The 22,072-nt window shown below is 72.1% G+C and carries 23 protein-coding genes; 8 read left to right on the top strand and 15 right to left on the bottom strand.

Features of this window, described 5'->3' with window-relative positions; translation table 11 throughout:
* Window positions 1-64 precede the first annotated feature (64 nt).
* On the bottom strand, window positions 65-718 hold the full coding sequence (locus tag ACGFWJ_RS06195) for a DUF4232 domain-containing protein (RefSeq protein ID WP_392945778.1): 654 nt from the start codon (window positions 716-718) through the stop codon (window positions 65-67).
* A 424-nt stretch (window positions 719-1,142) separates the two neighbouring features.
* Window positions 1,143-1,442, bottom strand: coding sequence for a hypothetical protein (locus ACGFWJ_RS06190; protein WP_392945777.1), 300 nt, complete (start codon window positions 1,440-1,442; stop codon window positions 1,143-1,145).
* Between the two features lie 666 nt (window positions 1,443-2,108).
* Between ACGFWJ_RS06190 and ACGFWJ_RS06185 the strand changes: the two genes are divergently transcribed.
* Window positions 2,109-2,477 carry a hypothetical protein gene (locus tag ACGFWJ_RS06185; protein WP_387646830.1) on the top strand — a complete coding sequence of 123 codons (369 nt, stop codon included), beginning with the start codon at window positions 2,109-2,111 and terminating at the stop codon, window positions 2,475-2,477.
* A 142-nt stretch (window positions 2,478-2,619) separates the two neighbouring features.
* Here ACGFWJ_RS06185 and ACGFWJ_RS06180 read toward each other — a convergent pair whose 3' ends face one another.
* From ACGFWJ_RS06180 to ACGFWJ_RS06170, 3 genes are all read right to left on the bottom strand, one after another.
* A complete protein-coding gene (locus tag ACGFWJ_RS06180) occupies window positions 2,620-3,426 on the bottom strand; it encodes an alpha/beta fold hydrolase (protein ID WP_392945775.1) in 807 nt (268 codons plus the stop codon).
* A 143-nt stretch (window positions 3,427-3,569) separates the two neighbouring features.
* Entirely contained in the window at window positions 3,570-4,229 is a 660-nt protein-coding gene (locus ACGFWJ_RS06175; protein WP_392945773.1) for a response regulator, read from the bottom strand.
* Window positions 4,226-5,434, bottom strand: a complete 1,209-nt coding sequence (locus tag ACGFWJ_RS06170; protein ID WP_392945771.1) for a sensor histidine kinase — start codon at window positions 5,432-5,434, stop codon at window positions 4,226-4,228. The genes ACGFWJ_RS06175 and ACGFWJ_RS06170 overlap by 4 nt, the downstream gene beginning before the upstream one ends.
* A gap of 134 nt (window positions 5,435-5,568) precedes the next feature.
* On the opposite strand from ACGFWJ_RS06170, the gene ACGFWJ_RS06165 reads away from it, so the two are divergent.
* From ACGFWJ_RS06165 to ACGFWJ_RS06140, 6 genes are all read left to right on the top strand, one after another.
* Window positions 5,569-6,480 (top strand): ABC transporter ATP-binding protein, encoded by a 912-nt coding sequence (locus ACGFWJ_RS06165; RefSeq protein ID WP_392945769.1) that lies wholly within the window; start codon window positions 5,569-5,571, stop codon window positions 6,478-6,480.
* Complete coding sequence (locus ACGFWJ_RS06160; RefSeq protein WP_387646843.1) at window positions 6,477-7,313, top strand: ABC transporter permease; 837 nt, start codon at window positions 6,477-6,479, stop codon at window positions 7,311-7,313. Before ACGFWJ_RS06165 ends, ACGFWJ_RS06160 begins: the two co-directional genes overlap by 4 nt.
* Window positions 7,314-7,345: 32 nt before the next feature.
* Window positions 7,346-8,560 (top strand): alpha/beta hydrolase family protein, encoded by a 1,215-nt coding sequence (locus ACGFWJ_RS06155; RefSeq protein WP_392945766.1) that lies wholly within the window; start codon window positions 7,346-7,348, stop codon window positions 8,558-8,560.
* 196 nt (window positions 8,561-8,756) lie between these two features.
* Entirely contained in the window at window positions 8,757-10,958 is a 2,202-nt protein-coding gene (locus tag ACGFWJ_RS06150) for an MMPL family transporter (RefSeq protein WP_392945764.1), read from the top strand.
* A 129-nt stretch (window positions 10,959-11,087) separates the two neighbouring features.
* Window positions 11,088-12,329 carry a sensor histidine kinase gene (locus ACGFWJ_RS06145; RefSeq protein ID WP_387646851.1) on the top strand — a complete coding sequence of 414 codons (1,242 nt, stop codon included), beginning with the start codon at window positions 11,088-11,090 and terminating at the stop codon, window positions 12,327-12,329.
* The gene (locus tag ACGFWJ_RS06140) at window positions 12,326-13,000 is read left to right on the top strand and encodes a response regulator (RefSeq protein WP_387646854.1); all 675 of its coding nucleotides are present in this window, start codon (window positions 12,326-12,328) and stop codon (window positions 12,998-13,000) included. The genes ACGFWJ_RS06145 and ACGFWJ_RS06140 overlap by 4 nt, the downstream gene beginning before the upstream one ends.
* A gap of 7 nt (window positions 13,001-13,007) precedes the next feature.
* On the opposite strand, the gene ACGFWJ_RS06135 is transcribed toward ACGFWJ_RS06140, so the two are convergent.
* The 7 genes from ACGFWJ_RS06135 to ACGFWJ_RS06105 all read right to left on the bottom strand — a co-directional run bounded on the left by ACGFWJ_RS06135 (window position 13,008) and on the right by ACGFWJ_RS06105 (window position 18,977).
* Entirely contained in the window at window positions 13,008-13,481 is a 474-nt protein-coding gene (locus ACGFWJ_RS06135; protein WP_387646856.1) for a DUF2231 domain-containing protein, read from the bottom strand.
* A 112-nt stretch (window positions 13,482-13,593) separates the two neighbouring features.
* Complete coding sequence (locus ACGFWJ_RS06130; protein WP_392945761.1) at window positions 13,594-14,370, bottom strand: ABC transporter ATP-binding protein; 777 nt, start codon at window positions 14,368-14,370, stop codon at window positions 13,594-13,596.
* A complete protein-coding gene (locus ACGFWJ_RS06125; protein ID WP_387646860.1) occupies window positions 14,367-15,407 on the bottom strand; it encodes a FecCD family ABC transporter permease in 1,041 nt (346 codons plus the stop codon). Before ACGFWJ_RS06125 ends, ACGFWJ_RS06130 begins: the two co-directional genes overlap by 4 nt.
* On the bottom strand, window positions 15,408-16,475 hold the full coding sequence (locus ACGFWJ_RS06120; protein ID WP_392945758.1) for an ABC transporter substrate-binding protein: 1,068 nt from the start codon (window positions 16,473-16,475) through the stop codon (window positions 15,408-15,410).
* Between the two features lie 528 nt (window positions 16,476-17,003).
* On the bottom strand, window positions 17,004-17,222 hold the full coding sequence (locus ACGFWJ_RS06115) for a heavy-metal-associated domain-containing protein (protein WP_392945756.1): 219 nt from the start codon (window positions 17,220-17,222) through the stop codon (window positions 17,004-17,006).
* Between the two features lie 224 nt (window positions 17,223-17,446).
* A complete protein-coding gene (locus ACGFWJ_RS06110; protein ID WP_387646868.1) occupies window positions 17,447-18,070 on the bottom strand; it encodes a sigma-70 family RNA polymerase sigma factor in 624 nt (207 codons plus the stop codon).
* Window positions 18,071-18,209: 139 nt separating this feature from the next.
* On the bottom strand, window positions 18,210-18,977 hold the full coding sequence (locus tag ACGFWJ_RS06105) for a PE-PGRS family protein (protein WP_392945754.1): 768 nt from the start codon (window positions 18,975-18,977) through the stop codon (window positions 18,210-18,212).
* Between the two features lie 367 nt (window positions 18,978-19,344).
* On the opposite strand from ACGFWJ_RS06105, the gene ACGFWJ_RS06100 reads away from it, so the two are divergent.
* On the top strand, window positions 19,345-20,115 hold the full coding sequence (locus ACGFWJ_RS06100; RefSeq protein WP_392946497.1) for a hypothetical protein: 771 nt from the start codon (window positions 19,345-19,347) through the stop codon (window positions 20,113-20,115).
* A gap of 86 nt (window positions 20,116-20,201) precedes the next feature.
* Here the strand turns inward: ACGFWJ_RS06100 and ACGFWJ_RS06095 are convergent, their stop codons facing one another.
* The 3 genes from ACGFWJ_RS06095 to ACGFWJ_RS06085 form a co-directional block, all read right to left on the bottom strand.
* The gene (locus ACGFWJ_RS06095) at window positions 20,202-20,723 is read right to left on the bottom strand and encodes a cysteine/serine endopeptidase inhibitor (protein WP_392945752.1); all 522 of its coding nucleotides are present in this window, start codon (window positions 20,721-20,723) and stop codon (window positions 20,202-20,204) included.
* Window positions 20,724-20,912: 189 nt separating this feature from the next.
* Window positions 20,913-21,392, bottom strand: a complete 480-nt coding sequence (locus tag ACGFWJ_RS06090; protein WP_392945750.1) for a hypothetical protein — start codon at window positions 21,390-21,392, stop codon at window positions 20,913-20,915.
* 125 nt (window positions 21,393-21,517) lie between these two features.
* Window positions 21,518-22,072 (bottom strand): DUF4188 domain-containing protein, encoded by a 555-nt coding sequence (locus tag ACGFWJ_RS06085; RefSeq protein ID WP_392945748.1) that lies wholly within the window; start codon window positions 22,070-22,072, stop codon window positions 21,518-21,520.

Raw genomic sequence — 22,072 nt, 5'->3', positions numbered from 1 at the left:
ACGACATCAGGCCCCGATCTCCCGCCGCACTCGGGGAAGTCGGGGCCTGCCTGGTGTCGACGCGTCAGCGGGCGGCGATCACGGGACGCACGTAGGTGCCGGGGTGGGTGGCGCCGCTCTGGTCCTGCGGGCTGGCGCCGCTCCACTCGACGGTCAGCTGGTGGGTGTCGTCCGGCGGCGTCAGGACGATCTTCTGCACCTTGAACTCGGCCCCGCCGTCGCCCGCGAACGGCAGGTAGTTGATGGTGACGTACGCCTTGCCGCCGGGCTGCAGGGTGACCTGCTCGGGCTGGACGCCCTGGAAGCGCGTCAGGTTCCAGGTGCCCTTGCTGCCGACCAGGTCCACCCCCGGGTAACCCTTCATCGTGCAGACCGACTTCGACTGGTTGGTCAGCTCGATCTCCTCCGCACCCGGCCCGTCCGGCGTCTGCGCACCGGTCCCGAACGCGATCGCGGCCTTCAGGTCCGCCGCCGTGCACTTGCGGCTGCCGCCCCCACCACCGCCGCCCTCGGGGCTTGCCTTGGCACTCGCCGGGGAGCTCTCCGGCGCGCCCGCCGGGGCACTCGCCGGGGCGGACGCCTGACCGCTCGGCACGGTGGTGGCCGGGGCGGAGGGCTTGGCCGCGGCAGTGTTGGCGGCGTCGCTTCCGCAAGCGGTCAGGGTAAGCCCCAACGCGGCCACCAGGCCGACAGCAGCAGACAGTTGACGGGTACGCATGTTGGTTCTCGCTCGTGTTTCTGCGGCCCCGCGAACGGGACCGGTGCGGTTCTTGCGACCGAGTGCGCTCGGCCCGCACCATGATCACCCACACCGATAAACATCCGATAGACAAGCCCCGCCATCCGGCGACGGCCCCTGCCGCGAGCACCTGTGGAGGCGCCGCAGCGGTATCCGACACACGATCCCGGAGAAGACCGACAGCCAGGCCGCCCACCTGCGCAAAGGATCACGAGGCGGACGGCCACCGGGCTTCGATCGGGAGCGACACAGAAGCGCAACACCATCGAGCAGGCCGGCAAACAGGCTGAACACCTCCCGCGCCGTCTCGACCCACTGCAACAAGCACGGTTACGCCTTCCTCGGCGCCGTCACCGCGACTGCCCCAGCCAGCCGGCTCCGCACCTGACCACGTGCCACAACCTCAGCGCACCAAGGCACCTGGGGCCAACACCAAGCCCGCTGCCGCGAGGAAGTCCTCAAGGTTGATCTCACCGCTGTCGCTGCCGTCGTCCCATTCGACGAGAAGCCCCGAGCGGCCATCGTTCCAAGACTCCGGACCGTCATCGAAGTCAGGGCCGGGGTGCCACTCGACGCTGCCCTCACCATGCCGGTATCGGAAGTACAGGTACTGGCCGTCCGCCGTCCAGGCATCCCACTGCGACGGGCAGGCCGGACACGTCCGCACGACCCGAATCAGCTTTCGACCCTCATCCGTTTCCATCCAGCGATGGTCACGCAACGGCAGACCTCTGGCAATCGGCTTCTGGCGACGGCCCCAGGCGACGGAAGCAGCCGGAGCACGCCATCAATGATCGGCCGGACAGCTCCCAGCCGGGTCTGCGGGGCCGGACGTCGATCGACCGGGCGTGCTGCCTGCCCCGAACGCGGATCACGGCTGCAGCGCGGCCCGGCAAAGCGAGTTGGAACAGGCTGATGACTTCCACGTCGCAGCCACCACCCGCCACGACACCGCCGTCACCTGCCCGCTGCACGACCTGGTTGCCGGTCCGCCCCCGCAGAAATGGAAGCGCCGCTCCTGTGATGAGGGCTCCCACGGCCCGCGCGTCGACGACCGGGCGCGACCGGCGCACGCGGCACACACGGGAGGAGTGCAGCCGGGCCCAGCCTGCCGGCCCGCTTCGTAGCTACCCCTTGCACGCCGCATTCCGCCCTGCTGCGGCGGCCGGTCCGACGATATGTTCGTGTCCGGCCAACCTTTACTGGCAACAGCGCCGATCGCGGCAATCACATTGCCTCTCGATCGAGCCGGCACATGCAACGACCCAGCTCGTTCTTGCCGCCGCGCACGTCCTCCCGCCACGCCGCCACCTGGGCACGACCTCTTTCCGGACGATCACCAAGACGCGAACGAACAAAGGAGATTCCCGTGTTCAACCACCTCAAGAAGGCCGCCGTCCTGGCCGGCGCTGTCGCCGCCTTCACGTTCCCGACCGGCCTGACCCCCGCCATGGCCGCGGGCTCCCCCACCATGACGGCCTGCGAGAAGAACTGGTACGTCAACGGCAGCGAGGGGTACGCCAACGGCTGCTTCCAGAACAACTACACGTACGTTTCCGGCACGGTGTACGACACGGCGGCGGACGGCCGTTGCCCCTTCGTGCGGGCCGTTTTCTGGGACGGAAATGTCCGGGACAGCAGGTGGGCAACCGGCAAGGGAACCCACGCCACCGTCTCCATCTCCTCGCCCACCGGCTCTCACGTTCGCCGCGTGGAGTGGCACTACATCAAGTGCTGATCCCGGCAAGCCCGGCCCCGGGCCCGGCAGCAACACGCCGGCCCGGGGCCGCGCACCAGAACGAACGTTGCCGTCGCGCTGCCTCTCCCTTCCCCGCAACTCGTCAGATCGGCTGCCGGGAAGTCAGAAGTCAGCGCAGCTGTCATGCGTGGAGAACCCGCCGCGCCATGTCCCGGATGGTGTCGGCCAAGGTGTCAGGGGCCGTCAGGTGGGCGATGTGTCCGTGGCCGGTGAGCGTCGTGATCCGCGCGTTCGGCAGGACTGCCGCCAGGTCGGCCAGGCGTTCGCGCAGGTGGGAGGGGCTGAGGTCGCCTTCGATCAAGGTCGTCGGGGTTTCGAGCGTCGCGAAGCGATCGATACCGACACCGAGCGCGTCGATCGCCTCGCTGTCGGCGATCTGTGCCGTCGCGTATGCGGTGAGCGCCGCTCGCACATGCGGGTCGGCGAGCATGGCGTCCACCGCGTTCGCGGGCATGCGAACGATGTCCCGCAGGTGGATCCGCATCGCCTCGGCCGGATCGCCGCTGTCGAGCGCGGCACGGGCCCGTGCTCCGGCCGGACCGGCGATCAACTCCTTGGTGGGCAAGGGTGGTTCGTAGAGCCAGAGTCCGGCGAACGCCGACGGGTCCAGCAGTGCGGCTTCCAGCGCGGCGACGGCGCCCGAGGAGTGTCCGACGAGGAGCACCGGGGACTCCAGGAGCTTCGCGACAGCGACAATGTCGGCTGCCTCGACGGCCGTCGAGTGAGGTAGCGCAATGTCTGCTTCGGGTACGTAGATCCGTCGGCGGATCCTGACGACGCGGAAGTCGTCGGTGAGGTGGCGGGTGACGCCGTCCCAGGACGTCGCATCTGCGCCGCCGGGGTGGACCACCAGCAGGTTCGGCCCGGATCCGGTGTCGAGAGCGGTGATGGGGTGGCCGTCGTCGGACGATGCGAGAAGCTCGGTCATGTGCACAAGCCTGTACCTGTGCACCGGCATCCCGCCGACAAATGCCGACATCGCGCCGACAGGCTGCCGACAGTCCTCAGCAGCCCCTCCCCGAAGCGCCGCGCTTCAGCATCCTCCCCCAGCCGAAGCGCAGCGCTTGAACTTCAACGCTGCCCCACCAACCCCGCTTCATACGCCGTGATCACCAACTGAACCCGGTCCCGCGCGTCGAGCTTCGTCAGCAGCCGCGAGATGTACGTCTTCGCGGTCGCAGCAGTGAGGTGCAGCTCCGCGGCGATCTCCGCGTTGGAGCGCCCGAGCCCGACCAGCGTGAGGATCTCGCGTTCCCGGGTGGTCAGGGCCTCGAAGGTGACCGGAGCTGCCGGGGCCACCGGAGCCGTCTGCCGGGCGAAGTGGGCGATCAGCCGGCGGGTGACGGTCGGGGCGATCAGCGCGTTTCCGGCGGCGACCACCCGTATCGCGGCCAGAATGTCGTCCAACTCCATGTCCTTGACGAGGAATCCGGACGCCCCGGCCTGCAGCGCGCCGTAGACGTGCTCGTCCTGGTCGAAGGTGGTCAGCACGAGCACCTGGGGGGCGTCCGCGCCGGCGCCGGTGATGATCCGGGTGGCTTCGATGCCGTCCATGCCGGGCATGCGGATGTCCATCACCACGATGTCGGGCCGCAGTTCGGCGGCGAGCCGAACCGCGTCGGCGCCGTTTCCGGCCTCGCCGACGACCGCGAGGTCGGGCGCATCCGTAATGATCATGTCGAGGGAGGCGCGGACCAGCGGCTGGTCGTCGACGAGCAGGACGCGGATCATCGGGCGGGCTCCAAGGAGACGAGAAGGTCACTGGGTACGGGGACCGGCAGCCTCGCGACCACCCGGAAGCCGCCGTCGGGTTGCGGACCAGCACTGAACTCGCCGTGCAGCAGCGTGGCCCGCTCCATCATGCCGACCAGTCCGTACCCGCGGCGTCCGCTGCCGGACATCCGAACAGGGCCGGGCCCGGGGTTGATCACGCTGACGGCCACCTCGGCCGCGCGGAACTCGATGGAAACCGAACAGGCCCGCGCCTTCGCATGCCGCACCACGTTGGTGACGGCCTCCTGCACGATCCGGTACGCGGACAGTTCGATCTCGGGCGGCAGCGGGCGACGCGCGCCGCTCCAGTGCAGGTCCACCCGAACGCCGGCCGCGGTGGTGGTCGCGGCCAGCCGCGCCAGATCGTCCAACACCGGTGCGGGGGCGGACAGTTCATCAGCGTCAACAGTCTCCGCGTCGCGCAGCGCGCCGAGCAGGCGGCGCAGCCCGGCCAGCGTCTCGCGGCCCGCGGTCTCGACCTCGCCGAGCGCTGCGCGGGCCCGTGCGGGCTGGGTGTCGAAGACCCGGCGGGCGGCGCCGGCCTGCATCGCGACGATGCCGATGTTGTGCGCCACCATGTCGTGCAACTCGCGGGCGATGCGCAGCCGTTCGGAGGTGATGGCCTGTTCGGTGGCCTGCGCGCGCAGCGTCTCGGCGTGGCTGTGGCTCTGGTGGACGGCGTGTCCGATCAGCCAGGCGATCGCGGTGGCGAGCGCGCCGGTGAGCGTGGTGCTGCCGTAGTCGTCCATGCTGAACAGCGCGCGCAGGCCGGAGTAGCCGAGCAGGGTGCCGAGCGCGAGCGCCCCGGCGATGACGGAGGTGCGGGTGGGCTGGGTGGCCGCGAGGTAGCAGATGGCCACGTCCACGACGAGGTACTGGAGCAGCGGGATGTCGGCGACGGCCATCGCCATCACCGACGCGATGGTGCCGAACAGCAGCAGGCACAGCGCGGTCAGCGGTCGGAGTCGGCGGCGGCCCGCGGCGAGCACGGCCAGCGCGGCGACCGATTCGGTGCCGAGGTGCAGGTTGAGAGGGGAGATGCCGTCGCGGGTGTGCATCTGCTCGAAGACGGTGTACGCGGTGACGGCGAACCAGAGCAGCACCATCCAAGTCCCGGGTGCCACGCGGGAGAGGAACTTCGTCGGCACCCGGGTGAGATTCATGCCCCGAGCGTAGCGATCATCGTTCGGGCGCCGCAGTCCCCCACGGATGACATCCCGAAGTTGATCGTCCGTCAGCGCGTTTGTCCCCCGTCGCCGAATGTGCGCGAACACCGCTGCCCGGCATCGTTCTCCCCGTGATCGAAGTTACCCGCCTCACCAAGCGCTACGGCCGTGTCACTGCCGTCAACGACCTGTCCTTCACGGTCCGTTCGGGCCACGTCACCGGGTTTCTGGGCCCGAACGGTGCCGGCAAGAGCACCACTCTGCGCATGATTCTCGGGCTGCACGCGCCGACCTCCGGTTCGGCGACCGTGGCCGGCCGCGACTGCCGCGGTCTGCGGCGGGCGTTGCGGCACGTGGGCGCGCTGCTCGACGCCGGGGACGTGCACGGCGGCCGAACTGCCCGCGACCAGCTGCGTTTTCTGGCCCGTAGCAACGCGATCCCGGCCGGCCGGGTGGACGAGGTGCTGCGCGAGGTCGGGCTGTCGGCGGCCGCGGACCGGCGGATCGGCGGCTTCTCGCTGGGCATGCGGCAGCGGCTGGGCATCGCGGGGGCGCTGCTGGGCGACCCGCCGGTGCTGATCTTCGACGAGCCGCTGAACGGGCTGGACCCGGAGGGCGTGCTGTTCGTCCGGAACCTGTTCCGGCGGCTGGCCGCCGAGGGCCGCACGGTGTTCGTCAGCAGCCACCTGATGACGGAGATGGAGCACACCGCGGACCGGCTGATCGTGGTCGGACGCGGCGAGTTGCTCGCGGACGAGACGGTGGCGGCCTTCGCGGCCCGCGGTTCGCAGCGGACCGTGCAGGTCCGCACGACCGACCCGGCGGCGCTGGTGACGGCGCTGACCGCCGACGGCGCGCAGGTGTCGCAGGCACCGGACGGGCTACTGACGGTGACCGGCCCGGACGCGCTCTCGATCGCCCGGACCGCCCTCGACCACCGCCTGCTGATCCACGAACTGGTGCCCCGCACCGGCTCGTTGGAGCAGGCCTTCATGGAACTGACCGGCAGCAGCGTCGAGTACGCGGCAGGAGCGCGAGCATGAGCACCTTTCACCCGACCATCGACCGGGCCGCACCGCCCGCCCGGTTCACCGACCTGCTGGCCGCCGAGTGGATCAAGCTGCGCTCGCTGCGGTCGATCCCCTGGTTCCTGCTGTTCGCCACGCTGACCATCGTCGCGATGAACGCCAACGGCGCACGCACCTCCCGCGCCGAGTTCGACTCCTGGCCGGCCCCGCAGCAGGCGTACTACGCCGAATTCGGCGCCCTGCACGACGCGTTCACCCGGCCGTGCGCGTCGCTGGTGCTGCTGATGATGGGTGCGCTGGGCGCGATCGCGATCCTCAGCGAGCAGACCACCGGCCTGCTGCGCACCACCTTCGCCGCCGTCCCCGCCCGCAGGGAGGTGCTGGCCGCCAAGCTGCTGGTGGTCGCCGCGACGGCCACCGGGTTCGGCCTGCTGGTGGCGTCCGTCTCGTTCTGGCTGGACGAGGCGATCCTGGCCGGCAAGTACGGCGGCGTGTCGATCGGCGACCCGGGCGCGCTGCGGCTGCTGCTCGCCTCCGCGCTGCTGGCGCCGGTGGGCGCGCTGGTCGGTCTGGCGCTGGGCGCGGTGATCCGGCACAGCGTCACGGCGATGGTCGCGCTGTTCGCGCTGCTGTTCATGGTCCCGATGTTCGTCCGCGACAACACCCACTTCGGCGCGGTGGTCGCACACATGCAGCCGTTCAACGCCTGGGACCGGCTGGGCCTGGTCGGGGAGATGACCGGCCAGCGCTACCCGTCCTCGATCGGCGGGGCGTGGGCGGTCTACCCGATCTGGGCTGCGATCGCCGTCCTGCTCGCGCTGTTCACCGTCCCGCGCCGCGACCAGTAACACTCTCCTCCCCTCGAACCCCTGGAGCCGAAATGACCCTCCCCCGCCCCGAGTTGACCCGCCGCCGCCTGCTGGGCACCGGCATGGGCCTGGGCACCGCCCTGGCCCTCGGCGCCGCCGCCCCGCTCGCCGCCGCCCGGCCCGCCCGTGCGGAGAGCACCCCGCAGCGGCTCACCCTGCCCGCCCCCACCGGCCCGTTCCCGGTCGGCACGACGCCGCTGCACCTGATCGACACCTCCCGCCCGAACCCGATGCCGGGTATGAACCCGCACCGCGAGCTGATGGCGAGCATCTGGTACCCGGCCCGCCCCACCGACGGCCTGCCGCTCGCCCCGTGGCTGCCCGACGCCACGATGCGGGCGTTCCTGGTAGGCGTCGGCTTCCCGCTCGACCCGGCGCTCGTCCCGCTCACCGCCGGGCGGGTCGGCGCTCCCGTGCACCGCACCGGCCACCGCCTGCCCGTCATCGTCTACTCGCACGGCGCGCGCAGCCACCGCGCCGACCACACCGTGATGGTGCAGGAGCTCGCCAGCCACGGCTATGTGGTGGTGGCGGTCGACCATCTCGGTGACTGCTTCAGCGAGCTGCCCGACGGGCGGGTGCTCACCCCCGGGGACCTCCCGGGCGGGCTGTACGCGCTGGACTACGCCGCGGACGCGCGTTTCGTCCTGGACTGCGTCGAGCAGCTCGCCGCCGGCCACAACCCGGACGCCGAGCGCCGCCCGCTCCCGGACGGGCTGGGCGCGGCCCTCGACACCTCGCGGATCGGCATGTTCGGCTGGTCGAAGGGCGCCACGGCCACCGCCTGCACCATGCTGGCCGACGGCCGGGTGCGGGCCGGCCTGGGCCTGGACGGGCCGATGCAGCCCGGCCTCGGGCACCCCAGCATCACCGCCGACCTGGACCGCCCGTTCCTCCTGATGACCGCCGACTTCCCGCGCGCGACAAACCAGTACGTCGCCGAGTTCTGGTCCCACCTGCGCGGCTGGCGCCTGGAAGTCCGCGCGGCAGGCGCCATCCACCTGTCGTACGGCGACAACATCACGCTGATCCCGCAGGCCGGCCGCCTGCTCGGCCTGCCCGACGACCAGATCCAGCGCATGGTCGGCACCATCGACCCGGCCCGCGCCCTGCTGATCCAGCAGGCCTACCCGCTCGCCTTCTTCGACCTCCACCTGCGCCACCACGCCGCCCCACTGCTCGACCGCCCCTCGCCCCGCTTCCCCGAGGTGGCGTACCTGCCCTGACCCCCCAGGATGAGCCGGCCCGTCCGGCACTACTGCGGACGCAGTACGCAACTGCCTGCACCGGGACGACGACGCAGGTGGGGGCGGTGACGAAGGATGGAACACGCTGCGGGCGGACCGCGCCGGAACCGGTGCGCGGGGCCGCCTGCGGCATGTTCCGCAACCGTGCACCGAACCCGAAGGAGGCCGCTCCCCCGTGGCCACGTTCCTGTACCGCCTGGGCCGATGGGCCTTCGACCGGCGCAAGCTGGTGACCCTGCTCTGGGTCGCCGTGCTGGCCGTCGGCGGAGTGCTCGCGGCCAAGGCGCCCGCCGCGCCCGCCGACGCCTTCTCGATACCCGGCACGGAGGCGCAGAAGGCCTTCGACCTGATGAACCAGCGCTTCCCCGGCGGCCACGCGGACGGCGCCCAGGCCCGGATCGTGTTCGTCGCCCCGGACGGTCAGAAGATCACCGCGGAGCCGAACCAGCAGGCCGTGCAGAAGACGGTCGGCGAGCTGGCGCACGCCCCCGAGGTCACCGGCGCGGTCGACCCGTTCCAGGCGCACACCGTCTCCCAGAACGGCACCACCGCGTACGCCACCGTCACCTACTCGGCCAAGGCCGGCGAGCTGTCCGAGGAGGCCACCGCCGCCCTGGAGCAGGCCGCGCAGCACGGCCGGGACGCGGGGCTGAAGGTCGAGATGGGCGGCACCGCGCTGGCCAGCCATGGCGAGGCGGGCGGCAGCAGCGAGGCGATCGGCATGGCGCTGTCCGCCGTCGTGCTGGTGATCACCTTCGGTTCACTGGTCGCGGCGGGGCTGCCGCTGCTGACGGCCGTGGTCGGCGTCGGCCTCGGCATGGCGCTGATCACCGCGCTGGGCAGCGCCCTGGGCCTGTCCGCCACCACCGGCACGCTGGCGATGATGCTGGGCCTGGCGGTCGGCATCGACTACGCACTGTTCATCATCTCCCGCTACCGCGCGGAGCTCGCCCAGGGCCGCGCCCCGCGCGAGGCGGCCGGGCGGGCCGTGGGTACGGCGGGTTCGGCCGTGGTGTTCGCCGGTCTGACCGTGGTGATCGCACTGGCCGGCCTGTCCGTGGTCGGCATCCCGTTCCTGTCCAAGATGGGCGTGGCCGCCGCCGGAACGGTCGTCATCGCCGTGCTGGTGGCGCTGACCCTGGTGCCCGCGCTGCTCGGCTTCGTCGGCCGCAAGGTGCTGCCACGCAAGGAGCGCAAGGCCGCCGGGGACACCACCCGCCGGGCGACCGGTGACAACGGCGGCGCCCGCTGGGCCCGGTTCGTGCTGCGCCGTCCGCTGCTGGTGCTGATCGGCGGCGTGATCGGCCTCGGCGTGATCGCCGCCCCGGCGCTGGACCTGCGTCTGGGCCTGCCCGGCGACGAGGCGAAGTCGACCTCGACCACCGAGCGCCGCGCCTACGACCTGCTGTCCCAGGGCTTCGGCCCCGGCTTCAACGGCCCGCTGACCGTCGTGGTGGACGCCAAGGGCGCACCCGACCCGAAGGCCGCTGCCGAGCAGGTCTCCAAGATGGTCTCCGGCCTGCCCGGCGTGGTCGCGGTCACCCCGCCGATCTTCAACCCGGCCGGTGACACCGCCCTGGTCAACGCGATCCCGGCGACCGGTCCGGCCGACGCGAAGACCAAGGATCTGGTGCAGGCGATCCGCGACGACGCGGCCGGCCTCAAGTCCGCCACCGGCGCGACCGCGCTGGTCACCGGCTCCACGGCGATGAACATCGACGTGTCGCAGAAGCTCTCCGACGCGCTGGTGCCGTACCTCGCCGTGGTGGTCGGCCTCGCGATCGTCCTGCTGCTGCTGGTGTTCCGCTCGGTGCTGGTCCCGCTGAAGGCCGCGCTCGGCTTCCTGCTCTCGGTGGCCGCCGCGCTCGGCGCCGTGGTCGCGATCTTCCAGTGGGGCTGGCTGGCCGATCTGATCGGCGTGGACCAGACCGGTCCGGTGATGAGCATGATGCCGATCTTCATGGTCGGCGTGGTGTTCGGCCTGGCCATGGACTACGAGGTGTTCCTGGTCACCCGGATCCGCGAGGCGTACGTGCACGGCGAGACCCCGTCCGAGGCGATCGTCACCGGTTTCCGGCACAACGCCCGGGTGGTCACCGCCGCCGCGCTGATCATGATCGCGGTGTTCTCCGGCTTCATCGGCATGAACGAACCGATGATCAAGATGATGGGCCTGGGTCTGGCCGCGGCCGTCGCCTTCGACGCCTTCGTGGTCCGGATGGCACTCGTCCCGGCTGTCCTGGCGCTGCTCGGCCGCCGCGCCTGGTGGCTGCCGAAGAAGCTCGACAAGGCGCTGCCGGACGTCGACGTCGAGGGCGCCAAGCTCCAGGCCGCCGACGCCGAGCCGGCCGCGGACCACACGCCCGCGACCGTCTGACCTGCGTCACCGCGCTCCGGGCCCGGACGGTTGTTCGGGCCCGGAACGTTACCGTTGACGTGCGGGGCCGCCCCCCCCCGGGCGGCCCCGCCACCGCACACCCACCGCTTCGAGAACCAGGGCCCCGTGATGACCGACCTGTGGCAGCGCCTGCGCCGCGACCACCCCCGCCTGCTGGACGCGGCGGGCGGCGTCGCCCTGGTGGCGATCGTGACCCAGGGCGTCAGCGCGGACCAGAGCGGCGGGCACTACACGATGCCCGGCCTGCTCACCCTGGTGCTCGCCGCAGTCTCCACCGTCGCCGTCTTCTTCCACCGCCGCTACCCGCAGGCGGTGGTCGCCGTCACCCTGGTGTGCACGGTGACGCTCGCCGCGACGGGCATGCGGCTCACCGTCGCGCTGGGCTGGCCGCTGCTGGCGGCGCTCTACTTCCTGGCCGTCCGTACCGACCGCACCACCGCGTTCCGCGCCTCGGTCCTCTCGGCCGTGCTGCTCACCGCGACGGCACTGGCCTTCGGCCCGCACGGCCCGATCGGCGAACGGCTGGGCGTCCTCGCCTGGGCGCTGCTGCCGGGCGCGCTCGGCGACTCGGTCCGCAACCGCCGCGCCCACCTCGCCGCGATCGAGCGCCGCGCCGAACGCGCCGAGCGCACCCGCGAGGAGGAGGCCCGCCGCCGGGTCGCCGACGAGCGGATCCGGATCGCCCGCGACCTGCACGACGTCGTCGCCCACCACATCGCACTCGCCAACGCCCAGGCCGGCATCGCCGTCCACCTGATGGACCGGCACCCCGACCGGGCCCGCGAGGTGCTCAGCCACCTCACCGACGCCACCGGCGCGGCCCTCCAGGAACTGCGCGCCACCGTCGGCCTGCTGCGCCGCGCCGAGGAGCCCGCCCCGCTCGAACCCACCCCCGGCCTCGACCGCCTGCCGGACCTGATCAACGCCTTCGAACAGGCCGGGCTGCCGGTCCGGCTCACCGTCACCGGCGAGCTGCGCCCGCTCTCCCCCGGCGTCGACCTGACGGCCTTCCGGATCGTCCAGGAGTCGCTGACCAACGTCGCCAAGCACGCACGCGGCGCCGACGCCGAAGTCACCCTCGCCTACAGCGGCAGCCGGCTCGCGCTGTCCGTCGCCAACGGCCGGGCCATCGGACGGCCGGCGCTTCGCCAGGACGGCCCCGGTGGCTTCGGCCTGATCGGCATGCGCGAGCGGGCCGTCGCCGTGGGCGGCCGGCTCAGCGCGGACCACCGGCCCGACGGCGGCTTCCTGGTCACCGCCGAACTCCCGCTGCGCACCGGCAGCCGGGACACGCCTGCTTTCACCGACCCCGCCTCCGCCGAGCCCGACGACAAGGACTCCCTCCGATGACCATCCGTGTCCTGCTCGCCGACGACCAGGCCCTGCTGCGCGGCGCCTTCCGGATGCTGATCGACGCCGAGGACGACATGGAGGTGGTCGGCGAGGCCTCCAACGGCCGCGAGGCGGTCGAGATCACCCGCGCCACCCGGCCCGACCTGGTCCTGATGGACATCCGGATGCCCGGCGGCGACGGCCTCGCCGCGACCGCCGAGATCTGCGGCAGCGAGGAGCTGTCCGGCACCCGGGTGCTGATCCTGACCACCTTCGAGATCGACGAGTACATCGCCCAGGCCTTGCGCGCGGGCGCCGACGGCTTCCTCGGCAAGGGCGCGGCGCCCGCCGAACTCCTCGGCGCGATCCGCACGGTGGCGGCCGGCGACGCCCTGCTCTCGCCCGCCGCCACCCGCGCGATGATCGACCGCTTCCGCGCTCAGCCGGGCCCGGCCGCCGAGCCCGCGGCCGACCGGCTGGCCGTGCTCACCGCCCGCGAGCGCGAGGTGATGGCGCTGGCCGCGACCGGCCTGAGCAATGAGGAGATCGCCGAGCGGATCTTCGTCAGCCCGCTCACCGTCCGCACCCACGTGCACCGCGCGATGTCCAAGCTGGACGCCCGCGACCGCGCCCAGCTCGTCGCACTCGCCTACCAGTGCGGCCTGGTCCCGCCCGGACGCCCGTCATAACCGGTGCTCAGTGGCCGCTGCTGGAGGTGAGGGCGTCCTGCCAGGCGGCCTTCGCGCCGGAGTCGCCGATCCGGTAGACGTCGACGACCGCGCCGACGGCCACCACGACGCACAGCACGGTGGCGCCGATCCGCAGCGCGCCGGAGAAGCTGCGGGTGCTGGCCGCGCGGGTGAACCACCAGACCAGCACCGCCAGCAGGAACAGCCCGCCCACCCACGGCAGCATGCCGTCACCGAGCTCGGCGTGCTTGCGCACCAGGTCGTTGCGCTCGACGTTGTGCTCCAGCCACTCCCCCGCGTTGGTGGTCAGCGGAACGCTCGCCGCCGTGACGAACGCCAGCACCGGCAGCAGCAGACCGCACCGCCGCGCGACGGCCGGGCTGAGCGCACACACGATTAGCGCGAGCGCCGTCAGCGGCACGAACACCACCACGATGTGAACCAGAAGTATGTGCACGGGCAGACCGTTGAGCGTGCTCACCGAGGAGACTCCTTCCGACCGGCAGGCCCGGCAGCCACCCGGCAGCGGGGGCCGCGGGGCGCGCACCATGGTGGCAGCCCAACTTCTCAGTTCCCCATGAACGGCGCCCCGCTCAGACTGCGGGCGCCCGGTGGTCGAACGCGATCAGCGGATCCCCGGTCAGCGGATGCGCGGTGACGGCGGCGCGGACGCCGAACACCTCGCCGAGCAACTCCGGCGTCAGCACCTCCCGCGGCGGCCCCGAAGCCACCAGCGCGCCACCGGCCAGCACATGCAGCCGGTCGCAGACGGACGCGGCGGCATTCAGGTCGTGCAGAGCGACCAGGGTGGTGGCGCGCTGAGCCCGCAACAGGGCGAGCAGGTCGACCTGGTGACGGATGTCGAGGTGGTTGGTGGGCTCGTCCAGCACCAGCACGTCGGGCTGCTGGGCCAACGCACGGGCCAGCAGGACGCGTTGACGCTCACCGCCGGAGAGATCGGCGAAACGACGCTCGGCATGCGCGGCCATCCCGACCTGGTCGAGGGCGCGGGCGGTCTGCACCCGGTCCTCGGCACTGTCGGCGGCGAACGCCCGCTGATGCGGCAGCCGCCCCAGCGCCACCATCTGACGGATCGTCAACTCGAATGCCTCACCACGCTCCTGGGGCAGTGCGGCCAGATGACGGGCAGCCTCGGCGCGGGGCACCTTGGTGACATCCCGGCCGTCGAGCAGCACCCGCCCGGCCCGCGGCGCGAGATGACGGTAAACGGCCCGCAGCAGCGTCGACTTGCCGCTGCCGTTGGGCCCGATCAGCCCGGCGATCTCCCCGTCCTCGGCGACCAGGTGGACACCGGCCACCACGTCCCGTCCGGCCAGCGTGACATACAGATCATCGAGGGCGAGTCTCACCGCTTGTCCCCCAATCGCCGGTCGAGCAGGAACAGCAGAACGGGCGCGCCGAGCAGCGCGGTGACCACACCGATCGGCAACTCCTGGGCATCCAGCGCGGTGCGGGCGACGGTGTCGACGGCGGTGAGCAGAACAGCGCCAGTGAGTGCGGACAGCGGCAGCAACCGCCGGTGGTCGCCGCCGACCAGCAGTCGGCACAGGTGCGGCACCAGCAGTCCGACGAAGCCGATGGCGCCGGAGACGGATACCAGCACACCGGTCAACAGGCTGGTGACCACGAAGAGTTCACGCCGCAACCGATCGGGATCGACGCCGAGCCCGGCGGCGGTCTCATCGCCCAGGACCAGAGCGTTCAGCGCCCGCGCGCGGGCCTGGAGAACGATCCCGCCGAGCAGCACCGCACCGGCGGGGAGAGCGAGTTGACCCCAAGTCGCGCCACCGAGGCTGCCCATCAGCCAGAACAGCACGCCACGCGTCTGCTGCTCGTCGCCCGCCCGCAGCACCAGGTAACTGCACAACCCACCGAGGAACTGGCCAACCGCGACGCCGCACAGCACCAACCTCAGCGGCGAGAACCCACCCCCACGCCGCGCCACGATCCACACCAGCCCGAACGACCCGAGCGCCCCGGCGAACGCGGCGGCCGAGACCCCGAACACGCCCCCCACCCCGACCCCGAGCACAATCGCCCCGAGCGCCCCGAGCGAGGCACCGGACGAGACCCCGAGCAGATACGGATCGGCAAGCGGATTGCGCACCAGCGCCTGCACCGCCGTCCCGACCAGCCCGAGCCCGGCCCCGACCAGGGCGGCGAGCAGAGCGCGCGGGAGGCGCAACTCCCAGACGATCAAATCCCTTGTGCTGAACACCTCTTGACTCTCAGTCAAGTGGTGCCCCAATATCCCGTACACCTCCCGGAGCGGGACATCAACACTACCGAGACAGACCGCCCCGGCTAAGACAAGCAGCAACGCGATCAGCAATCCGGCCGCCACGACGCGAGGCGCACGACGGATCTCGGCAAGAGTGGCAGCCATCTACTCTCCGCCCTTCACCAGGTCGGGGTGAACAATGGCGGCGATCTGCCGAACGGTGTCGGCGTTGCGGACCCCGGCGGTGGTGGTGACCTCGGAGCCGATCCGCACGAAGTGGCCCTGCTGGACGGCGTTCAGGTTCCTGGTGGCGGGGTTGTCGCGCAGGAACCGCTCGGCCTCGTCGAAGGCCTTGCGGTCGGCGTCCGCGCTGCCCCGACTACGGACGCCGAGCTGGATCCAGTCGGGGTTCTTGGCGATCACGTCCTCCCAGCCGACCGCCTTGAAGTCGGCGTCGCAGTCGGCGAAAACGTTGCGCGCCCCTGCCAGGGTGATGATCGCGTTCGCAATCTGCTTGCGGCACACGGCGGTTGGCTGCTTCGCCCCGGCGTCGTAATCAAAGAAGAAGTAACTGGGCCGCCGCTCGTCCGGAAGCTGGTCGAGCCCGGCGGCGACCCTGGCGAGCGTGCCGTCCATGGCGGCGACCAGCTCGTTGGCCCTGGGGAGGGTGCCGGTGACGGCGCCGAGCCGCTTGATGTCCTGCTCGACCTCGGCGAGATCACTCTTTGCCGGACCACCCGCGCAGGCAGTGGACAGCAGGTACATGTGCTTGATCCCGGCAGCGGCGAACTCCCGATCACCCGGCGGCCCACCCACCCCGCCGCCACCCGCCCCACCCATCGCGGCAAAGCTGTCGATGTACAGATCGGCGCCCGACCCGAGCAGCTTCTCCTTGGCAATCACCGTCTCGCCCAACACGGGTATCCGCGCGGCACGTTCGGCGATCGCAGCAGGCAGTTGGCCGGTGCCGGGCGGGTAGCCGGTGCCTATGACCCGGTCGGCGGCGCCGAGTTGGAGCAGAATCTCCAGCGCGGCAGCATTACTGGTGACAATCCGGTCGGGCGCGGCCTCGAACGCGGTCGGCTGCCCCTGGCAGTCCAGCACCTTGACCGGGAATCCGACAGCCCGGGTGGCCGTGACGCCGGCACTCCCCGAATCGCCGGCACTGCTCGCGCAGCCCGAGACCAGCAGGGTCACTGCGGCGGCCAGGCCGCACAGAACGCGGGTTCGCATGGGGCACTCTCCTGAAACCGAGTACGGGTGGTGGGGCGTGGGGTTCACCTGACGTCGCCCCGACCAGGCATGGGGCGGCAGGCACCCAGGTTGTCGGGCGGGCATCGGGCTGAACGGGCGAGGGCGGCGAGACCACGCCGCGGCGCGGGTTGGCCACGGGATACGACGGGTCGGCCCGCCGGCGGCGCTCGGGCAGTCGCGTCGCGGACACCGCCGTCGACCACCGCCACCACCCGTCCCCGGCCCGGGAGTTCGGCGATCACAAGGACCCACCCTCGACCAGGACGGCACGCAAGGCGGCGCTGCCCGGATCAGCGGCGACGAGCCCGTCCGCGCTGCGGCGTCCGTCGTCAACCACCGCCACCGCCCTTCCCCAGCAACGGAATTCGGCGACGACCGCGCGGACGGGGCCAGACCGGCGGCGAAGCCAGTGGCGGCGTCGGCGGCCCCGGGGCCGGTCGGGTTGGGTTCACACCTCAGCTGTCGTGCCCGACCGGGCCCGGGTTCCCGCCGTTCTGCCGATGCCGGTCAGATCCGACCGGCGAAGGTGAATCCGGCCTGATCCACGGCCGCGCGGACCTCGCCCTCGTCGGCGTCGCCGCTGACAGTGACCCGGCCGGCCTTGGCGTCCGCGACGACGTCGGTGACGCCGGGCAGGGCGACGAGGCCTGCGGTGACGGTCCGTTCGCAGTGGCCGCAGCTCATTCCCTCGACGGCGAAGACGGTGGTGCCGGTGGTGACGGACATGCGTACTCCCATGGACGTGATCGGTGAATGCGGATCCACGACAGCGCACTCCGCCCGCCGGTAGCACCGGGACACGCGGCCCGATGCCCCCATCGGGTGGACCCGGGAACCGTTCACACCCCACCACCGACGCCGCTCGACGCACGGAGCTGCGCGGGACCGGCGACACCGTTCACACCCCCGCCGGGGGGACGCCGGAGCGCCCCCCGTTCGCCGGGAACCGTTCAGGCCGCGCAGCCGACCGCCAGGGAGTCGGCGTGTTCGGCGTCCGCGAGCTTGCGGATCAGCACCCCGCGGGCCCGGTTGACCCGGGAGCGGACGGTGCCGATCGGGCAGCCGGTCAGTTCGGCGACCTCCTCGTAGGGCAGGCCGAGCAGCGCGGTGAGGACGAAGGCGTCGCGGCGTTCGGCGGGCAGCGCGTCGAGCAGTTCGCCGAGCGCGATGCCCTCGTCGAAGCCGGGCAGGTGGTGGGGCTGGACCTGTTCGGCGGCGCTCTGCCAGTCGTCGGTGTCGAGCAGTCGCGGCCGGCGGGCGGCGAACCGGAACCGGTCGACGACGGTGCGGCGGGCGATGGAGAGCAGCCAGGTCCGGGCCGAGGAGCGACCCTCGAAGCTGGGCAGGCTGCGCAGCGCGCGCAGGTAGGTGTCCTGAGTGAGGTCGTCGGCGGCCTGGGGTTCGCCGCTGAGGTGGGTGACGAACCGCCGGACGTCGGGGCGGGTGGCGCGGACGAACCGTTCGACCGCGGCGGGGTCGCCGCTGCGGGCGGCCAGCGCCCAGGCGGTCACGGTCTGGTCGTCGGCACGCGTCCGGCCGGTGACGGAACGTGACGCGGGAAGAGCGGAAATCATCTCCGGGTGTCCTTGCTCGGGAGACGGGAGCGGCCGGATCGGGCCGCGAGGCCGGCCCGGGGCGCGCGCCGACGGCACCGGTGCCCGAGCAGGGGCGTGCGGTGGTGGGGCGGAGCGGCTCCGGGGTGTGACGTGGCCGTCAGGCGACGGCGGTCACCACCGGCGGTCCCCGCGTGGCAAGGGAGTGGACGAGCAGCCGCGACCGCGGCCGCCACCCCGAGGCCCTGGACCGGCGCGAGCGCAACGGCACCCAGGCGGGCCGAACGGCGCCGAGCAGCAGCAGGACGGGCGCGAACAGCCGGGCGGCAACCGTCCGGGCCAGCCCGTGTACGGCGCGCTCGCCGGCGGCCAGCCACAGACCGAGCAGCAGCGCGGCCAACAGGTGCGCGGCGAGCATGCCGCCACCCCCGCCACCGTGCGGCCCGGCCATCGCCATCGCGTGGTGCGCCATGCCAGGCATGTCCGACATCCCGGGCACACCTGCCATCCCGGGCGGATCGGTGAGCGCCGCGACCGTCCCCGGGTCGAGACCGGCGGCCTCGACCAACCGGGCGGCCTGTTCGTCGGTCAGCGGCCCGGCGTTGCAAAGCAGCAGGTGCGCCCAGCGCGCGGCGAGCCCGTCCGTCGTGGCAGGGGCGGCAGCCGGAGCCGCCGTTGCCTGCCCGAACGAGAACGCCGTGTGCAGTGCGGCCTGGACGCCGACGGTCAGCGCGGTGACCAGCAGCGGGCCGCGCTCCCTCCGGGCCGTCAACCAGCCCAGCCCGGCGACGCCGCCGAACGCGGCGGCCAGTACCCAGACGGCCACCGGCCGCCCGGACATCAGCACGTGCGCGACGGCAGCGAGCAGCACGCATCCGGCCGCGAACACCGCAGCCCGGCCTGCCCGTACCACTCGCCCAGCCTTCATGACGGGCTCATCATCACATCCTTCACACCCGCCGGACCCCGCCCTCCCCCACCTGTCGCCCACCCGCACGACTATGACGACCGTCACACCAACTCCCCGGGAACCAGGCCGCCTTCCCCGCCGACCACTGGTCTGCGACGGCTTTGCGCCACCCTCCGGACGAGAGACCCGCCACCCACCGAACGGGAGACCGGCGAGGTCTTCAGCTTCCCTTCAGCTTCGCCCGGCCATGCTGCTGACCGGCCCTGTTGCCGCACCGGTGCCGGCCCTGCCGCCCACCCTGTTGCCGCCCGGCCACCGCAACGACCCCGCGCGGCCGGGCCGCGCCACCGAGAGGAGTGCCGCCGCTGTGGGCGCCACGACGACGATGACCGGGACCGACCGGCTGAACGGGCAGCGCCCCGCTCCGCTGTGGAGCAAGGTGCCGCAGGTGACGGCCGGCTTCTGGGTGGTGAAGGTGCTCACCACGGGGATGGGCGAGACCACCTCCGACTACTTGGCGCGCACGCTCGGGCCGATTCCGGCGGTGGCGGGTGCCACGGTGCTGCTCGCGGTGGCGCTCTTCGCCCAGGCGCGGGCCGGCCGGTACCGGCCCGCGGTCTACTGGGCGGCCGTGGTGATGGTCAGCGTGTTCGGCACGATGGCCGCCGACGTGGCACACGTGGCGCTGGGGGTGCCGTACGCGGTCTCGGCCGCCGCGTTCACGCTGGCGCTGGCCGCCGTGTTCTGGGTGTGGCGCCGCACGGAGGGGACGCTCGCGGTGGAGACGGTGCGCGGCGGCCGCCGGGAGGTCTTCTACTGGACGGCGGTGATGGCGACCTTCGCCCTGGGCACCGCCGTCGGCGACCTGACCGCCGCCACCCTCGGCTGGGGGTACCTCCCGTCCGGCCTGCTGTTCGCCGCCCTGATCGCGGTGCCCGCGCTGGGCCACCGACTGCTGCGGCTGCCGCCGGTCCTCGCGTTCTGGTGGGCGTACGTCCTCACCCGCCCGCTCGGCGCGTGCTTCGCCGACTGGGCCGGCGTCAGCCGGGAACGCGGCGGCCTCGACCTGGGCACCGGCCCGGTGAGCCTGGTGCTGGCCGTGGTGATCGTGGCGGCCGTCCTCGCCCTGGCGTCCGCCGACCGTCGGCGGCGCTGACGGTCGGCGCCGCTGACGGTCGGCGGCGCCGACGGACCGCCCCGGCCGGTGCCCGCACGCGAACGCGGACACCGGCCGAGCGGCGCCTAGAAGCCGGTGAGCGGAGCGTCCTGCGGCGCGGCCTGCCCGCCGACGGAACCGCTGACCGGGGCGCTCAGCGCGACGGTCTGCCCGGTGAGGGTGGTCTGCACGAACTGCCAGGTGATCCCGTTGATGACGCCCTGGTCGAGCGGGGCGAGCTGGGCGAACGCCGGCTTGCTCAGGTCCAGGTGGGTGGAGGCGCAGGACGGGCACTTGTCCTTGACCGGCAGGGTCAGCGTCTTGCCCTGGTACGTCACCTTCACCGAAATGCCCTTGCAGACCGGATCGTTGTTCGGGTTCGCGGTGGTCCACCAGCTGGCGGGGACGGCGACCAGCATCTGGGTGCCGGCGTTGATCTGGGTGCCGCAGGCGCCGTAGCCGGTGTCGGTGAAGTAGGTGGCCATGCCGGTCATCGGCTTGTTGATCGGTATCGCGGCGCCGGCGGGGCCGGCAGTCAGCGCGAGCAGGGCGGCTGCGGCGAGCGGGGCGCCCGCCAGCAGCCTCAGGTTCCTACGGGTGACACGCATGCTTCCTCCGCATCGCAGCACTCGATGTGGCAGTGGCAACTCGCCGAACCCGAATGGGAGTTCGCCGATCGCACTGTCACCGGGAGGCACCGAACCTACGGAAGCGACCGTTCACGGTCCACACTTTTGACAAGTTGTCATGGCCACAACTCGGTAAACTTTGCCGGACCACCCTCGAAGGGCCCTGCGTCAGGACGCGACCACGTCCAGGTGGTAGGTGGTGTCCACCTCGAAGTCCCCGGCCGTCCCGTTGATCGCCAGCACGTACTGCCCGGGCGTGAGCGGCTCCAGCGCACCCCACAGGCCCCACGCGACCTGCGGGAAAATACCCACCATGAACCGCCGGGAGGCGAACTCCCGCACCGGCAGCGGGATTCCGTTCAGATCGGCCTCGGCCCGGGACACGTCCATCCGCCACGGACGCGCGGAAAAGCCCAGCGCCGGACGGGTGGTGTTCAGGACGGGGAAGAACAGCGGCTTCCCGGCGGGGATCTGGCACCGCCGGACCACCCGGCCGCCGTACGTCCCGGCCAGGAACCAGACGTCCGACGGCTGCTGCCAGCCGGCGAACTCGCCGGTCCGGTCCGCGACCGGCGAGCTCTCCTCCGGCGCCGACAGCGCCCACTTCCACCAGCGCGCCGCCAGCTTCCCGCCCTGGTCGGGATCCATCGCCCCGACACCGTTCTCCTGCAACACACCCTCGCCAGGTCAAGCCCTCACGACGCCCACACCGGGCGCCGATCCGGGCCAGACTCTATCCGCCGCCATCCGATCACATTCGGTCAACCCCCAGGTCAGGAAGCATCCTCCTGACCCTCTCGACCCTCCGCACTCTCCGGGCCCTCCGCACTCTCCGCACCCTTGGCGCCGTGCGCGAAGCGCTCCCGCGCGGTGGCGCCGCGGCGCTCGATCGGCAGGGTGCCGGTGGCGGCGCCGAGGCCGTACGGCGGCATGTCGCCGTAGATCGACTCGTAGGAGCCGGGCGGGACGATGTACGTCTCGTGCCAAATCCCCACGTGCTGACGGGACTTGCGCTCGAAGCGGTTGATCATCGCCCAGGCCTTGCGGTGCAACTGCTGCGGCGCGGCGGCGTACTTGAGCAGTTTCTCCTCGGACTCCCAGTACTGGACCACGTAGTAGGTGCGCGGCGAGCCGGTGAGCAGCTGGTAGCCGAGCAGTCCGCTCTGCGGGTCGCGGGAGAGTTCGCGCAGCATCCGCGGCATCGCGAGGAACACGGGCAGCCAGTGGTGCGGCGCCCAGAAGTGGTTGATCCGCATGCCGATCAGGAAGAGGACGACGTTCCCTTCGGCGGCGGCGGTGGTTCGACCCGGTATCGGCTTGGCGAACAT

The organism is Kitasatospora sp. NPDC048407, assembly GCF_043200475.1.
GTDB lineage: Bacteria > Actinomycetota > Actinomycetes > Streptomycetales > Streptomycetaceae > Kitasatospora.
The sequence above is the reverse complement of the archived record's forward strand: the minus strand, read 5'-3'. Positions and strand labels throughout refer to the sequence as shown.

What these genes read in the sequence shown, in the direction of transcription:
- ACGFWJ_RS06195 (WP_392945778.1), bottom strand. Translation starts at nt 718, where the DNA reads ATGCGTACCCGTCAACTGTCTGCTGCTGTCGGCCTGGTGGCCGCGTTG.
- ACGFWJ_RS06115 (WP_392945756.1), bottom strand. Translation starts at nt 17,222, where the DNA reads ATGTCCGTCACCACCGGCACCACCGTCTTCGCCGTCGAGGGAATGAGC.
- ACGFWJ_RS06125 (WP_387646860.1), bottom strand. Translation starts at nt 15,407, where the DNA reads ATGGCTGCCACTCTTGCCGAGATCCGTCGTGCGCCTCGCGTCGTGGCG.
- ACGFWJ_RS06120 (WP_392945758.1), bottom strand. Translation starts at nt 16,475, where the DNA reads ATGCGAACCCGCGTTCTGTGCGGCCTGGCCGCCGCAGTGACCCTGCTG.
- ACGFWJ_RS06180 (WP_392945775.1), bottom strand. Translation starts at nt 3,426, where the DNA reads ATGACCGAGCTTCTCGCATCGTCCGACGACGGCCACCCCATCACCGCT.
- ACGFWJ_RS06160 (WP_387646843.1), top strand. Translation starts at nt 6,477, where the DNA reads ATGAGCACCTTTCACCCGACCATCGACCGGGCCGCACCGCCCGCCCGG.
- ACGFWJ_RS06190 (WP_392945777.1), bottom strand. Translation starts at nt 1,442, where the DNA reads ATGGAAACGGATGAGGGTCGAAAGCTGATTCGGGTCGTGCGGACGTGT.
- ACGFWJ_RS06175 (WP_392945773.1), bottom strand. Translation starts at nt 4,229, where the DNA reads ATGATCCGCGTCCTGCTCGTCGACGACCAGCCGCTGGTCCGCGCCTCC.
- ACGFWJ_RS06085 (WP_392945748.1), bottom strand. Translation starts at nt 22,072, where the DNA reads ATGTTCGCCAAGCCGATACCGGGTCGAACCACCGCCGCCGCCGAAGGG.
- ACGFWJ_RS06145 (WP_387646851.1), top strand. Translation starts at nt 11,088, where the DNA reads ATGACCGACCTGTGGCAGCGCCTGCGCCGCGACCACCCCCGCCTGCTG.
- ACGFWJ_RS06170 (WP_392945771.1), bottom strand. Translation starts at nt 5,434, where the DNA reads ATGAATCTCACCCGGGTGCCGACGAAGTTCCTCTCCCGCGTGGCACCC.
- ACGFWJ_RS06090 (WP_392945750.1), bottom strand. Translation starts at nt 21,392, where the DNA reads ATGGATCCCGACCAGGGCGGGAAGCTGGCGGCGCGCTGGTGGAAGTGG.
- ACGFWJ_RS06155 (WP_392945766.1), top strand. Translation starts at nt 7,346, where the DNA reads ATGACCCTCCCCCGCCCCGAGTTGACCCGCCGCCGCCTGCTGGGCACC.
- ACGFWJ_RS06095 (WP_392945752.1), bottom strand. Translation starts at nt 20,723, where the DNA reads ATGCGTGTCACCCGTAGGAACCTGAGGCTGCTGGCGGGCGCCCCGCTC.
- ACGFWJ_RS06100 (WP_392946497.1), top strand. Translation starts at nt 19,345, where the DNA reads ATGACCGGGACCGACCGGCTGAACGGGCAGCGCCCCGCTCCGCTGTGG.
- ACGFWJ_RS06105 (WP_392945754.1), bottom strand. Translation starts at nt 18,977, where the DNA reads ATGAAGGCTGGGCGAGTGGTACGGGCAGGCCGGGCTGCGGTGTTCGCG.
- ACGFWJ_RS06140 (WP_387646854.1), top strand. Translation starts at nt 12,326, where the DNA reads ATGACCATCCGTGTCCTGCTCGCCGACGACCAGGCCCTGCTGCGCGGC.
- ACGFWJ_RS06110 (WP_387646868.1), bottom strand. Translation starts at nt 18,070, where the DNA reads ATGATTTCCGCTCTTCCCGCGTCACGTTCCGTCACCGGCCGGACGCGT.